Origin of the sequence: Actinoplanes sp. NPDC049681, from assembly GCF_044465265.1 — a bacterium.
Lineage (GTDB): Bacteria > Actinomycetota > Actinomycetes > Mycobacteriales > Micromonosporaceae > Actinoplanes.
In genome coordinates, this window is record NZ_JBITLP010000002.1 from 636003 (window position 1) to 649400 (window position 13398).

16 protein-coding genes are annotated in these 13398 nt (G+C 71.3%); 12 read left to right on the top strand and 4 right to left on the bottom strand.

Annotated elements, in window-relative coordinates:
• Positions 1-90 precede the first annotated feature (90 nt).
• Positions 91-387, top strand: coding sequence for a hypothetical protein (locus tag ACIBO8_RS08345; protein WP_364706342.1), 297 nt, complete (start codon positions 91-93; stop codon positions 385-387).
• 468 nt (positions 388-855) lie between these two features.
• On the opposite strand, the gene ACIBO8_RS08350 is transcribed toward ACIBO8_RS08345, so the two are convergent.
• On the bottom strand, positions 856-1800 hold the full coding sequence (locus tag ACIBO8_RS08350; protein WP_396114434.1) for a heme A synthase: 945 nt from the start codon (positions 1798-1800) through the stop codon (positions 856-858).
• Between the two features lie 116 nt (positions 1801-1916).
• Between ACIBO8_RS08350 and ACIBO8_RS08355 the strand changes: the two genes are divergently transcribed.
• From ACIBO8_RS08355 to ACIBO8_RS08395, 9 genes are all read left to right on the top strand, one after another.
• Positions 1917-2738, top strand: a complete 822-nt coding sequence (locus ACIBO8_RS08355; protein ID WP_396114435.1) for a helix-turn-helix transcriptional regulator — start codon at positions 1917-1919, stop codon at positions 2736-2738.
• Positions 2738-4159 carry a Fe-S cluster assembly protein SufB gene (gene sufB / locus ACIBO8_RS08360; protein ID WP_396114436.1) on the top strand — a complete coding sequence of 474 codons (1422 nt, stop codon included), beginning with the start codon at positions 2738-2740 and terminating at the stop codon, positions 4157-4159. Before ACIBO8_RS08355 ends, sufB begins: the two co-directional genes overlap by 1 nt.
• A 48-nt stretch (positions 4160-4207) precedes the next feature.
• A complete protein-coding gene (gene sufD / locus ACIBO8_RS08365; RefSeq protein WP_396114437.1) occupies positions 4208-5341 on the top strand; it encodes a Fe-S cluster assembly protein SufD in 1134 nt (377 codons plus the stop codon).
• A gap of 3 nt (positions 5342-5344) precedes the next feature.
• Positions 5345-5677 carry a non-heme iron oxygenase ferredoxin subunit gene (locus tag ACIBO8_RS08370; RefSeq protein WP_396114438.1) on the top strand — a complete coding sequence of 111 codons (333 nt, stop codon included), beginning with the start codon at positions 5345-5347 and terminating at the stop codon, positions 5675-5677.
• A complete protein-coding gene (gene sufC / locus ACIBO8_RS08375; RefSeq protein WP_396114439.1) occupies positions 5674-6438 on the top strand; it encodes a Fe-S cluster assembly ATPase SufC in 765 nt (254 codons plus the stop codon). Before ACIBO8_RS08370 ends, sufC begins: the two co-directional genes overlap by 4 nt.
• Positions 6439-6465: 27 nt before the next feature.
• Entirely contained in the window at positions 6466-7695 is a 1230-nt protein-coding gene (locus tag ACIBO8_RS08380; RefSeq protein ID WP_396114440.1) for a cysteine desulfurase, read from the top strand.
• Complete coding sequence (gene sufU / locus ACIBO8_RS08385; protein WP_396114755.1) at positions 7692-8141, top strand: Fe-S cluster assembly sulfur transfer protein SufU; 450 nt, start codon at positions 7692-7694, stop codon at positions 8139-8141. Before ACIBO8_RS08380 ends, sufU begins: the two co-directional genes overlap by 4 nt.
• Complete coding sequence (locus ACIBO8_RS08390) at positions 8138-8623, top strand: metal-sulfur cluster assembly factor (RefSeq protein ID WP_396114441.1); 486 nt, start codon at positions 8138-8140, stop codon at positions 8621-8623. The genes sufU and ACIBO8_RS08390 overlap by 4 nt, the downstream gene beginning before the upstream one ends.
• A gap of 99 nt (positions 8624-8722) precedes the next feature.
• A complete protein-coding gene (locus tag ACIBO8_RS08395; RefSeq protein WP_396114442.1) occupies positions 8723-9475 on the top strand; it encodes a maleylpyruvate isomerase family mycothiol-dependent enzyme in 753 nt (250 codons plus the stop codon).
• A 6-nt stretch (positions 9476-9481) separates the two neighbouring features.
• Here the strand turns inward: ACIBO8_RS08395 and ACIBO8_RS08400 are convergent, their stop codons facing one another.
• Positions 9482-10165: a DNA alkylation repair protein gene (locus ACIBO8_RS08400; RefSeq protein WP_396114443.1), complete on the bottom strand. Its 684-nt coding sequence runs from the start codon at positions 10163-10165 to the stop codon at positions 9482-9484.
• Positions 10166-10197: 32 nt separating this feature from the next.
• Between ACIBO8_RS08400 and ACIBO8_RS08405 the strand changes: the two genes are divergently transcribed.
• A complete protein-coding gene (locus tag ACIBO8_RS08405) occupies positions 10198-10830 on the top strand; it encodes an acVLRF1 family peptidyl-tRNA hydrolase (RefSeq protein WP_396114444.1) in 633 nt (210 codons plus the stop codon).
• Positions 10831-10861: 31 nt separating this feature from the next.
• Entirely contained in the window at positions 10862-11551 is a 690-nt protein-coding gene (locus tag ACIBO8_RS08410; protein ID WP_396114445.1) for a histidine phosphatase family protein, read from the top strand.
• Positions 11552-11569: 18 nt separating this feature from the next.
• Here ACIBO8_RS08410 and ACIBO8_RS08415 read toward each other — a convergent pair whose 3' ends face one another.
• Together ACIBO8_RS08415 and ACIBO8_RS08420 are read right to left on the bottom strand one after the other, a co-directional pair.
• Positions 11570-12163, bottom strand: a complete 594-nt coding sequence (locus ACIBO8_RS08415) for a LysE family transporter (RefSeq protein ID WP_396114446.1) — start codon at positions 12161-12163, stop codon at positions 11570-11572.
• 160 nt (positions 12164-12323) lie between these two features.
• Positions 12324-13241: a neutral zinc metallopeptidase gene (locus tag ACIBO8_RS08420; protein WP_396114447.1), complete on the bottom strand. Its 918-nt coding sequence runs from the start codon at positions 13239-13241 to the stop codon at positions 12324-12326.
• Positions 13242-13398 lie beyond the last annotated feature (157 nt).

The following is a 13398-nucleotide window of genomic DNA, read 5'->3' on the forward strand; positions in this document are numbered from 1 at the left end:
CCGCGAACCGCTAAACCTGCAGGTAATTGGCATCACAAAAACGGCCCGTAGTTACTTGCTCCCGGCGAAAGTCTGCCTAGGCTTCCCCCCATGGCAGAAGGTTCCGATACGACACTGACCGCGGACATCCGGTCGTTCGCCGTCGGCCACGGCGGCGCGAAGGCGGTCATCGAGTACGTCGGCAAGCGTGGCGCCCGCATCGTCCTGGTGGGCGAGGACGGCGAGTGGACGGACCAGTTCGCCGCCGCCGGCACGGACGTGGCCCGCAAGGCCTGTGAGACCGCGGGCGTCGAAGTGGAGAACGAGTGGGAGCGCGAGCTCATGGAGCAGATGCGGCCCAGCAACGACCTCTGGCGGTCCATGTCCCGCCGCAGCATGGCGCGATAACCCCCAATCTTCGTGCGGCCCGGGCGGCGTCCGGGCCGCCTCTCTTTGCCCGGCCGTCAAGGCAGGAGCACAAGCTCGATGTCGTGCCTGGGTGGGTGGTGCGGACCGTCGCTCCCGTCGAGGCCGGGCCCGCGGCGCCAGTCGCCTGGCGGCTCCTGAACGGCCCCGCGCACCCTTCATTCCGCGGGAGTGGCTGAGCCCCGACACCCCGCCGGACAGAATGCCGACGTGAAGGCGGACGAGGTCACAGCCCGGATGCGGCTGATCGCCCTGGACTCCGCGGAAGGGCGGACGACCGGCTCTGACCGGCTCAACCGGCTCGGGATGCAGGCCCTGCGCGCCGGGGCCTCGAGTCGCCCTCGCTGCCGCTGCTGGCCCGGCTGAGCCGGGCGGAGGACCGGATCAGGGGCGAAGGCGCGGCTGTTGCCGGCTGTGGAACCGGGGCCACCCGTCTGACGGCTCGTCCCGTCAGGCGACGGAGGTCGGGACCGGGTTGTCGGCCCGGGGCAGCCCGGCCGTGGAGGCGTCGCCGGGCGCGGACCCGGCGGGCCGGTCGCGGAGGCGCCACAGGACGTTCAGCGTGGCGACCCAGACCAGGCAGGCGCCGAGCATGTGGGCCGCCACCAGGATCACCGGCAGGTGGGTGAAGTACTGGACGAAGCCGATCAGCCCCTGGGACAGCTCCACGGCGACGAACAGCGCCGCCGCGCGGATCGCCGGGGCCGGCGCGTGCACCGCCCGCAGCGCGAACCACAGCGCCACCGAGAGGCCGATCAGGAGGAAGACCAGGTCAGCGTGGGCCTGGGAGATGGTCGCCGGGTCGAGGCCGTTGCGCTTGGCGTTCTCGTCGCCCGCGTGCGGCCCGCTGCCCGTCACGATCACCCCCACCATGATCACCGCCGAGCTGACCAGGGCGGTCAGGGCGGCGAGGTGGCGCAGCGGGCGGGCGACCAGCCGCCGGACCGGGGCGTCGCCCTCCCGGGTGCGCTGCCAGAGGGCCCACGTAACGGCTATCAGCGCCATCGAGAGCAGGAAGTGCAGACCCACCACCCAGGGGTTGAGGTCGGTGAGCACCGTGATGCCCCCGATCACCCCCTGGCCCGGGATGCCGAGGCCGGCCGCGAGCGACAGCAGGACCAGCGAGCGGCGGCGCGGCTTCTGCAGCAGCGCCGCGATGAAGGTGGCCAGGGCGATCAGGCCGAGGGCGATGCCGAGCAGCCGGTTGCCGAACTCGATGACGCCGTGGACGCCCATCGCGCGCGTCGTCGTGTAGGACGCGTCCGTGCAGCGGGGCCAGGTGGGGCAGCCGAGGCCCGAGCCGGTGAGCCGGACCGCGGCGCCCGTCACGACCAGGCCGACGTTGGCGACCAGGGACGCGAGTGCCAGGCGGTTCAGCAGGGTGCTCTTGCTCACCTCCGGCATCGTACGCCCGAATTCGATCGTGCTTCCGAGGCCGGTGGGGACGCGGTGTCCTGGATCACCGGACGGCTGGTTTGCAGGGGCGCGACGAAATACGTAACGTTGCCGTAGTGAAAAACGGAGTGCTGTCGCGGAGCAGTCAGGTGGCCGGTGCGGCCGCCGGTTCCCGCGCACCCTCCGGACCCCGCAAGCCCCCCGCGGACGGTAAGGCCGCGGACGGGCGTACCCGTGACCGGGTTGCGCAATTGCTCCTGGAGCGGGGCGCCGCCACCGCGGCCGAACTCGGCGCGCAGCTCGGGCTGAGCCCCGCCGCAATCCGCAAGCACCTCGACGCGATGCTCGCCGACAACCTCGTCGAGGCGCGCGAGACGCCGCAGCGCGGACCGCGCGGCCGGGGGCGTCCGGCCAAGGCCTTCGTGCTCACCGCCGAGGCCCGGGAGGGCTTCCCGCACTTCTACGACGGCATCGCCACCGCCGCGCTGCGCTGGATCGCCGAGCACGGCGGCCCCGAGGCTGTCGAGGCCTTCGCCAACTCCCAGGTGACCGGGCTCGAGGAGCGGTGCCGGTCGGCGATGCTCGAGGCCGGCGACGATCCGATCGCCAGGGCGGAGGCGCTCGCCGAGGCGCTGACCGCCGAGGGCTACGCTGCCAACGCGACCACGATCGCGTCCGGCGGGCAGCTGTGCCAGCACCACTGCCCGGTGGCTCACGTGGCCGCCGAGTTCCCCCAGCTGTGCGACGCCGAGACCGCGGTCATCTCGCGGCTCATCGGCACCCACGTGCAGCGCCTCGCCACCATCGCGCACGGCGACGGGGTGTGCACCACGCACATCCCCGCCCCGCAGTGCCCGTCCGACCGCCCCACCCGACCACCCATAAAACGGACTGAAGACTTCTCCGCTGCAGCAACCACCACGGTTAGGAACGGATAATGACCGACCAGATCGTCACTCAGGAAGAGCACCTGGCCGCTCTTGGCAAGTACGAGTACGGCTGGGCCGACGCCGACGTGGCCGGCGCTGCCGCGCAGCGTGGCCTGTCCGAGGCCGTGGTGCGCGACATCTCCGCGAAGAAGAACGAGCCGCAGTGGATGCTCGACCTGCGGCTCAAGGGCCTGCGCCTGTTCGACCGCAAGCCCATGCCGAACTGGGGCGCCGACCTCACCGGCATCGACTTCCAGAACATCAAGTACTTCGTGCGCTCCACCGAGAAGCAGGCCCAGAGCTGGGAGGACCTGCCCGAGGACATCAAGGCGACGTACGACAAGCTGGGCATCCCCGAGGCGGAGAAGCAGCGCCTCGTGGCCGGCGTCGCGGCGCAGTACGAGTCCGAGGTCGTCTACCACAAGATCCGTGAGGACCTCGAGGAGCAGGGCGTCGTCTTCCTCGACACCGACACGGCCCTCAAGGAGCACGAGGACATCTTCAAGGAGTACTTCGGCACGGTGATCCCGGTCGGCGACAACAAGTTCGCCGCGCTGAACACCTCCGTGTGGTCCGGCGGCTCGTTCATCTACGTGCCGAAGGGCGTGCAGGTGGAGATCCCGCTGCAGGCGTACTTCCGGATCAACACCGAGAACATGGGCCAGTTCGAGCGGACGCTGATCATCGTCGACGAGGGTGCGTACGTGCACTACGTCGAGGGCTGCACCGCGCCGATCTACTCGTCCGACTCGCTGCACAGCGCGGTCGTCGAGATCATCGTCAAGAAGAACGCCCGCTGCCGGTACACGACCATCCAGAACTGGTCGAACAACGTGTACAACCTGGTCACCAAGCGCGCCACCTGCGAAGAGGGCGCGACCATGGAGTGGATCGACGGCAACATCGGCTCCAAGGTGACGATGAAGTACCCGGCCGTCTACATGACCGGCCCGCACGCCAAGGGCGAGGTGCTGAGCGTCGCGATGGCCGGCGAGGGCCAGCACCAGGACGCCGGCGCCAAGATGGTGCACGCGGCGCCGTACACGTCGTCGACGATCGTCAGCAAGTCGATCGCGCGCGGCGGCGGCCGTACGTCGTACCGGGGCCTGGTGCAGGTCATGGACGGCTCGCACCACAGCGCCAGCACGGTCAAGTGCGACGCGCTGCTCGTCGACACGATCTCGCGCTCGGACACGTACCCGTACGTCGACATCCGCGAGGACGACGTCAACATGGGCCACGAGGCGACCGTCTCCAAGGTCAGCGAGGACCAGCTCTTCTACCTGATGAGCCGGGGCCTGACCGAGGACGAGGCCATGGCGATGATCGTGCGCGGCTTCATCGAGCCCATCGCCAAGGAGCTCCCGATGGAGTACGCCCTCGAGCTCAACCGCCTCATCGAGCTCCAGATGGAAGGGGCCGTCGGCTGACCGCCGCGCCCACTCCTGGCCTTTGCAACGACTGAGAACAAGGACGAGATGACTACCGAGGCCATGGCCCCGCCGAGCACCAAGTCGCAGGTGCTGCGTTCCTTCGACGTCACCGACTTCCCGGCCGTCAACGGCCTGGAGGAGGAGTGGCGCTTCACCCCGATCAAGCGGCTCGGCGCCCTGATCACGGCGACCTCGCTCTCCGGTGCGGCGCCCGGGTATGCCCCGGGCGACCTGCCGGCGGGCGTCTCGGTGGCCCAGGTCGACGCGGGCAAGGTCGACCCCGTGCTCACCCCGTTCGACCGGATCAGCGCCCTGGCGTACGGGTCGGCCGCGGCGGTCACGCTGATCGACGTCGCACCGGAGACGGTCACCGACACCCCGGCCGTCATCCGGGTCGTGGGGCAGGGCGGCGAGGCCGCGGCGGCGCGGACGTACGTCCGGGTCGGCAACTTCGCCAAGGTCACCATCGTGCTGGAGCAGACCGGCACGGCGACCCTCGCGGACAACATCGAGGTCGTCCTGGGCGACAGCGCCCAGCTGACCTTCGTCACGATCGCCGAGTGGGACGCCGGCTCGGTGCAGGCGCAGCACGTCAAGTTCAAGGTCGGCAAGGACGCCCGGGCCCAGCACGTGCAGGTCGCCCTCGGCGGCGACCTGGTCCGGCAGTTCACGTCGGTCGACTACGCGGGCCGCGGCGGCGACGCCGAGCTCTGGGGCCTGTACTTCGCCGACGCCGGCCAGCACCTCGAGCACCGTCAGCTGGTCGACCACAGCGTGCCGGACTGCCGCAGCTACGTCGGCTACCGCGGGGCGCTGCAGGGTGCGTCCGCGCACACCGTCTGGGTCGGTGACGTGCTCATCCGGGCTGCGGCGACCGGCACGGAGACGTACGAGATCAACCGCAACCTGGTGCTGACCGACGGGGCCCGGGCCGACTCGGTGCCCAACCTCGAGATCGAGACCGGCGAGGTCGCCGGGGCGGGCCACGCCAGCGCGACCGGCCGCTTCGACGACGAGCAGCTGTTCTACCTGATGGCCCGCGGCATCCCCGAGTTCGAGGCCCGCAAGCTGGTCGTCCGCGGCTTCTTCGCCGAGCTGGTCAACAAGATCCCGGTCGAGGAGCTGCGCGAGCGGCTGGGCGACGCGATCGAGGCCCGGCTGGCGAAGGCGGGGGCCTGAGCCATGGCGTTCGAGCTTGTCGGGCCGGCCGCCGACGTGGCGAAGGGCGCGGCGATCTCCGTCGAGGTGGACGGCGTCGACGTCGCGGTCGTGCACGCGGACGACGACAACTTCTACGCCGTACGCGACGAGTGCAGCCACGCGTCCGTCGCCCTCTCCGAGGGCGAGGTCGAGGGCTGCACCCTGGAGTGCTGGCTGCACGGCTCGCGCTTCGACCTGCGTACCGGTGCACCCTCCGGCCTGCCCGCCACCGAGCCGGTGGCGACCTTCCCCGTCGAGATCCGCGACGGCGACATCTACGTTTCGACGACACCGAGTAATGGAGTAATGCCGTGAGCACCCTGGAGATCCGCGACCTGCAGGTGTCGGTCAAGCTGCCCGAGGGCGAGCTGAAGCCGATCCTGGCCGGGGTCGACCTCACCGTCCGAGCGGGCGAGACCCACGCCATCATGGGCCCCAACGGCTCCGGCAAGTCCACCCTGGCGTACTCCATCGCGGGCCACCCCAAGTACGAGATCACCGGCGGCACGGTCACCCTCGACGGCGAGGACGTGCTGGCGATGAGCGTCGACGAGCGCGCCCGCGCCGGCCTCTTCCTGGCGATGCAGTACCCGGTCGAGGTCCCCGGTGTCTCGGTGGCCAACTTCCTGCGTACGGCCAAGACCGCGATCGACGGCGAGGCGCCGAAGCTGCGGACCTGGGCCGGCGAGCTGCGCGGCGCCATGGAGAAGCTGCAGATGGACCCGGCGTTCGCGCAGCGCAACGTCAACGAGGGCTTCTCCGGCGGTGAGAAGAAGCGGCACGAGATCATGCAGCTCGAGTTGCTGAAGCCGAAGATCGCGATCCTCGACGAGACCGACTCCGGCCTCGACATCGACGCGCTGCGCATCGTCAGCGAGGGCGTCAACCGGGTCCGCGAGACCGGCGAGACCGGCCTGCTGCTGATCACCCACTACACCCGCATCCTGCGCTACATCAAGCCGGACTTCGTGCACGTCTTCGTGGCCGGCAAGATCGTTCAGGAGGGTGGCCCCGAGCTCGCCGAGCAGCTCGAGGCCGAGGGCTACGAGCGGTACGTGGCCGGCGCCCGCGCCTGATCCACGCTCGCCGACGAGGAGACCGAGATGACCTTCGACGTGGCCCGGGTTCGAGCCGACTTCCCGATCCTGGGCCGGGAGATCAACGGGCACCCGTTGGTCTACCTGGACAGCGCCAACACCTCGCAGAAGCCGCGCCAGGTGATCGACGCCATGCGCGACCACCAGGAACGGCACAACGGCAACGTGTCGCGCTCGGTGCACACTCTGGGCACCGAGTCCACGACCGCCTACGAGGAGGCGCGCGCGAAGGTCGGCGCGTTCATCGGGGCGCCCTCGCCGGACGAGGTGGTCTTCACCAAGAACTCCACCGAGGCGATCAACCTGGTCGCCTGGACGGCGGGGGACTTCCTCGGGCTGGGCCCGGGTGACGAGATCGTCGTCTCCGAGATGGAGCACCACTCCAACCTGGTGCCGTGGCAGCTGCTGTGCCAGCGCACCGGCGCCACGCTGCGCTGGTTCGGCGTCACCGACGAGGGCCGCCTCGACGAGTCCTCGCTCGCGGAGCTCGTCAACGAGCGGACCAAGCTCGTGTCCGTCGTGCACATGTCGAACATCCTCGGCACGATCAACGACCCGTCGCGCATCGTCGCCCGTGCGCACGAGGTCGGCGCCCTGGTCATGCTCGACTGCTCCCAGTCGGTGCCGCACTTCCCCGTGAACGTGACGGATCTCGGCGCGGACTTCATCGCGTTCACCGGCCACAAGATGCTCGGCCCGACCGGCATCGGCGTCCTGTGGGGCCGCATGTCGCTGCTCGAGTCGATGCCACCGTTCCTCGCGGGCGGTTCCACCATCGAGACGGTCACCCTGGGCGGCACGACGTTCGCGCCGCCGCCCGCGCGCTTCGAGGGCGGCACCCCGCCGATCACCCAGGCCATCGGGCTGGGCGCGGCCGTGGACTACCTCACCGCGCTCGGCATGGAGAACGTCCACCGGCACGAGCAGGAGATCACCGCGTACGCGTTGAAGGCCCTGACCGACGTTCCCGGCGTGCGCATCTTCGGCCCCGCCACGCCGGAAGGCCGCGGCGGCACGGTGTCGTTCGAGGTGGACGGGGTACATCCCCACGACGTCGGACAGATCCTCGACAGCCTCGGCGTCGAGGTGCGCGTGGGCCACCACTGCGCGCGCCCGGTGTGCACGCGGTTCGGGGTGCCCGCGATGACCCGCGCCTCGTTCTACCTGTACACGACGACCGACGAGATCGACGCTCTCGCGCGCGGTCTGGAGCAGGTGCGGAAGGTGTTCGCCTGATGATCGACCAGCTCTACCAGGACATCATCCTGGACCACTACAAGCACCCGCACGGACGCGGCCTGCGAGACCCGTACCAGGGCGAGGCGCACCACGTGAACCCCACCTGCGGCGACGAGATCACCATCCGGGTGACCAGCGACCTCTCGGACATCTCGTACGACGGCATGGGCTGCTCGATCAGCCAGGCGTCGGCGTCGGTCCTGCACGAGCTCCTCCGCGGCCGCCCGGCCTCCGAGGCCTTCGCGATCCACGAGGCGTTCCTCGAACTGATGCAGGGCCGTGGCCAGGTGGAGCCGGACGAGGACGTCCTCGGCGACGGCATCGCGTTCGCCGGTGTGGCGAAGTACCCGGCCCGGGTGAAGTGCGCACTCCTACCCTGGATGGCATTCAAGGACGCGGCCGCGCGTGCGGGTGTGGGAATTACCCCGGAGGTGAAGGCATGACGGACAGAACCGTGGAACAGATCGCCTCGGACGCGGCGGACACCGCCGGGCCGGACGACGCTACGTCCTCGACCTCGACGGCCCACGCCGGCCCGGATGCCCCGGCGGCCCCTGCCGACGCGGCTGCCGGGGTCGCTGCCGGCGCCGCCGGGGGTGCGAAGGCCAGCGTCGCCGACATCGAGGAGGCGATGAAGGACGTCGTCGACCCCGAGCTGGGCATCAACGTAGTCGACCTCGGCCTCGTCTACGACACGCACGTCGACGACGACAACGTGGCGACGCTCGACATGACGCTGACGTCGGCAGCCTGCCCGCTGACGGACGTGATCGAGGACCAGACCCGCCAGGCGCTGACCACCGGCCCGGGCGGCGGCCTCGTGAAGGACTTCCGCATCAACTGGGTGTGGCTCCCGCCGTGGGGCCCCGACAAGATCACGGACGAGGGCCGCGAGCAGCTCCGCGCGCTCGGCTTCAACGTCTGACCGTACGGGTCACCGCAGAGCCGCCAGGTCGTTCCATCGCCTGGCGGCTTTCGCATGCGTCCACCCGATTCTGTCGGGGGTGGGTGGTAGACAACGGGCATGACTCGGATTCCGCCGTATCGGGACCTGCTGGAGCTGATCGACGAACGGGCGACCGCCTTCCGGGCGGCCGTCGCCGCGGCCGATCCCGGGGCGAAGGTCCCGGGCTGCCCGGCGTGGACGGTGCACGACCTCGTCGCCCACCTCGGCGCCGTTCACCGCTTCTGGGCGGTGACCGTCGCGGCCGGGCCGGCCGAGGCGCCGCCGGCCGAGGAGGCGATCGGTGACCGCACCCCGCACGGTGACCTGCTCGACTGGTCCGCGGAGTCGACCCGCCTGCTGCTCGACGCGCTGCGCGCCGCCCCGCCGGACGGGGAGTGCTGGACGTGGTGGGGCGCCTCCGACGCGCCGATGACCGCTGGCGCGGTGGCGCGTCACCAGGTGCAGGAGGCGGCCGTGCACACGTACGACGCCCAGGAGGCAAGCGGCAGCGCGGAGCCCGTGCCGGCCGCGATCGCCGTGGACGCCGTCGAGGAGTTCCTCGTGGTGGGCCTGGGCAGCCTCGGGCCGTGGCCGCACCGGCCGGCCCGGCTCGCGCTGTCCGCGGTGGAGGGGCCGACCTGGCTGCTCGACCTGACCCCGGCCGGCGCGCAGGCCGATCCCGCGCCGAGCGGCGAACCCGTCGCCACGATCCGCGCGTCGGCCAGCGACCTGCTGCTGTTCCTCTTCCGCCGGGTCGGCGCCGAGCAGGTGACCGTCACGGGGGACCGCACGGTGGTGGACGAGCTGCTCACCTGGGCGCCGGGCGGCTGAGCGCGGTCAGAGGTGCTTGCGCGCCTCTCGCAGCGACAGGGGGGAGAGGAGGTCGCGGTGGCGGGACAGGTAGTCGCGCACCGCGTCGGGGTCCGTGCGGGCGTAGTGCCGCAGCGCCCACCCGATGGCCTTGCGCACGAAGAAGTCGCGGTGACCCGCCTGCCGCGTGCAGTATCCGAACAGCCGTTCCGTGTCCGTCGCCGGCCCGTAGTGCAACTGGTGCAGGATCGCCGTACGCACGAGCCAGAGGTCGTCGTCCGCCACCCAGGCGTCCATCTCCGCCGTGAGCCTCCGATGGCGGGCGACGAGCCCGCCGACGAACCGGGTCGCCAGCGCGTCCACCGTGTCCCACCAGGGCCTCGTGGTGATCAGGGTGCGTGCCGTCGCGAGGAAGTCCGGCCCGGGCACCGCCACGTGCTTGCGCAGCCAGTCGCACGCGAAGTACTGATATTCGCGCTCCGGCAGGTCCCAGCACGCCAGCGCCACCGTCCTCAGCTCGTCCTCGCTGGGGGCGGGCAGGCCGTCCACCACGGTGCGGGCCAGGGCCCGCTGGGTCGCGGCGGTGAAACCGAGGAACGGGAACTGGTCGCGCATGTAGGCGGCGGCCTGCACGGCGCGTTCCGGCTCCCGGGCGGCGCTGAAGGTGCGTACGAGCCTCTCGAGGAGCTCGTCGGGGAGCGGTCGGGTCATGAGCCGGATCATGCCACCGTAGGGTGAGCGGCATGAGCGCTCGACCCGCGGCCGGTGGAGGACGGTGGGTGGACGTGCCGCCGGAGCGCCTGGACCGCTGGGTGGAGAACTTCGCGTCCCGCCACGGTGGTCACACTGCCCAGGGCCTGGTGCTGACGGGTACGGACGGCGCGACGGCCGAGTTGTTCCCGCCGCCCGGTGCCCCGCCGGTGCACGACCTCGACGCCCTGCGGGAGCAGGCGGGACAGCCGCGCCGGATCGGGTTGCTGCTGGCTCGCAAGGGCGCCGTGGCGGCCGGTGTGGCCCACGGCGCGACGCTGCTCACCTCGAAGGTCGACACGCACTACGTCCAGGGCCGCACGGCGGCGGGCGGGTGGTCCCAGCAGCGGTTCGCCCGGCGCCGCGACAACCAGGCCAGGGCCGCGGCCGCGGACGGCTCGGCCATCGCGGAACGCCTGCTGCTCCCTGAGGTCCGCACGCTGAGGACCCTGGTCACCGGCGGCGACCGTACCGCGGTGGACGCGATCCTCGCCGCCCCGAGCCTGGCCCCGCTGCTGCGGATACGGCATGAGCGCTTCCTCGACGTGCCCGAGCCGCGCCGGGCGGTCCTCGAGGAGGCCGTGGCCCAGGCCCGCGCCGTTCGGATCCTGGTTCGCGACCCGTGAGCTCTGCGCGTACGGGATAAGGTCCTTGATCGTGAATGTGGTTTCGCAGCTGATCCTGGTCCGGCACGGGCAGAGCGCCTCCAACGTGGCGTTTCCCGAGGCGGACGCGGCGGGACGGCTGGAGTCCGGGCTCACCGGCCGCGACGCCGATGTGGCGCTGACCGACGTCGGTACGGAGCAGGCGCAGGCCCTGGGCCGCTGGCTGGCCACGCGTCCGGCGGACGAGGTGCCCGAGGTGGTGATCACCTCGCCGTACCTGCGCGCCCGCGAGACGTGGCGGATCGCCGCGGAGACATCCGGCCTGGACCTGCCCGCTCCCCGCACCGACGACCGGCTGGTCGACCGGCTCCTCGGCGACCTGGAGATGCTCACCAGGGCCGCGATCGCGCAGCGGTACCCGGACGAGCCCGGCCGCCTGGAAGCGGCCGGGGAGTACCGGTACCGTCCGCCGAACGGCGAGACCTTCGAGGACGTCGCCAAACGGGTGTCGTCCTTCCTGGACGACCTGAACCGCGACCATGCCGGCAAGCGGGTGATCGTGGTCGCGCACGACTCCGTGGTGCTGATGACGCGGGCCGTGATCGAAGGCCTGGACTGGGACGACGTGGCCGCGGTGGCCCGTGCCGGCGCGGTCCGCAACGCCTCGATCACCCGCTTCGGCGGTTCCTCGGGCGAGCTGGTCCTCGACGGGTACAACCTCGTGGACCACCTCGGGGTCTGAGGTTCCACACCCGCTTCGTCACACCACCAGGCCGACGGCCAGGACGGCGATCACGGCGCTCGAGATCAGTGCGGTCACGACCCGGGCTCGCGGGCCGGTCAGGAAGCGGCCCACCAGGGAGCCGCTGCCCGCGATGAGCAGCTGCCAGCTCGCCGAGGCGAGGAAGGCCCCGACGACGAACCACGTGCCGCCGCCCGTACCCCCGCGGCCCAGCACGAGCGCCGCGAAGTAGACGACCGTCGCCGGGTTGAGCAGGGTCAGGCCGAGGATGCCCAGGTAGGCGCCCGCGGGTGTGGTCCGGTCCGTCTCGCGGACGGCCGCCGGCCTGCGCAACGCCGACCAGGCGGTGTGCGCCGCGAGGACGAGCAGGACGCCCGCCGCGGCCCAGCGCAGGGGAGTGGCGACCGGCGCGATGGCTCCCGCCAGGGCCGCGCCGCCGAGCACGGCGACCAGGGCGTAGATGCCGTCCGCCGTGGCGGCTCCGAGGCCGGCGGCGGCGCCCACCCGCAGCGACGTGCGGGCGCTGAGCCCGGCGATGAGCACGGCGATCGCGCCGACGGGCACGGCGACGCCGTAGCCGGCGACCACGCCGGCCAGGAACGCGGCCGTCATGACACGGGTACGGGGACCGCCGGGCCGCCGGGGACACGCTGCTGTCGCGCGTCCCGGACGGGAGCGGCGGCAGCGGTCGTCTTCGGCAGGCTCAGTACGGTCACCCGGCCATGGTGGGGCGCACCGCCACGGCCGGGCAACTCGATATCGTGGCTCGGGGTCAGGAGACCGCGCCGGCGGCGAACGTGTCGCAGTTCTTGGGCGAGCCGCTCTCGTAGCCCTGGCTGAACCAGTGCTGCCGCTGGGCGCTGGTGCCGTGGGTGAACTCGGCCGGGTTGATCGAGCCGCCGCTGCGCTGCTGCAGGGTGTCGTCACCGATCTTGCTGGCGGTGTCCAGGCCCTCCTGGATGTCCTGCTGGGTGATGCTCTTGAAGATCTTCTGGCCGCCGGCGTCGTCGGTGCCGGTGGCGTTCTTCGCCCACACGCCCGCGTAGCAGTCCGCCTGCAGCTCCAGCTTCACCGAGAGCTTGTTCGCGTCGCCCGGGTTGCGTTCCTGCTCGCGGCGCATCGACGCCTCGGTGCCGGCGAGGTCCTGGATGTGGTGCCCGTACTCGTGGGCCAGCACGTACGGCTGGGCGAACTCACCCGGCGCGCCGAGCTGGTCGGCCAGGAGGCGGTAGAACGTCAGATCGATGTAGACCCGGTCGTCGGCGGGGCAGTAGAACGGGCCGGTGCCGGAGTCCGCGGCGCCGCAACCGGTACGCACGTTGTTCGCGAAGAACACGGTCTTCGAAGGCTTGTACGGGTCACCGAAGTTCTGCGGGAAGGCGTCGGCCCAGTAGTCCTGGATCGAGTTCACGAAGAGCGCGTTGCGGCAGTCGAGCTGCTTGACGGCGTCCGACTGCGAGCACTCCTGCTGCAGCGAGGTGTTGTCGCCGGTCTGCGGTGACCCGCCGCCCCCACTCAGCCCGTTGATGCCGAAGTAGCCGCCCACCAGGGCGATGAGCACCGTGACGACGATGCCGGTCAGGCCGCCGCCCCCGATGGGCAGGCCGCCGAAGCCGCCACCGCCGCCACCGCCGGAACGCTGGTCGTCGATCTGGCTCGTGTCGATCCTGGCGTTCTCGTTGAGTTCCATCTTCGTCCTTCCGGGCACGGGGCCCGCGCGCTCGGCACGTGTGCAGGGGCGTGTACCCGATGATCTTGCCCGCTAATCGGGTGGGAGGCCGCTCGGGGCGCCCGGTACAATTGCCCGGTGCTGCTCTGCGAAGGCTGACCTGCCCCGCGCCGACCGT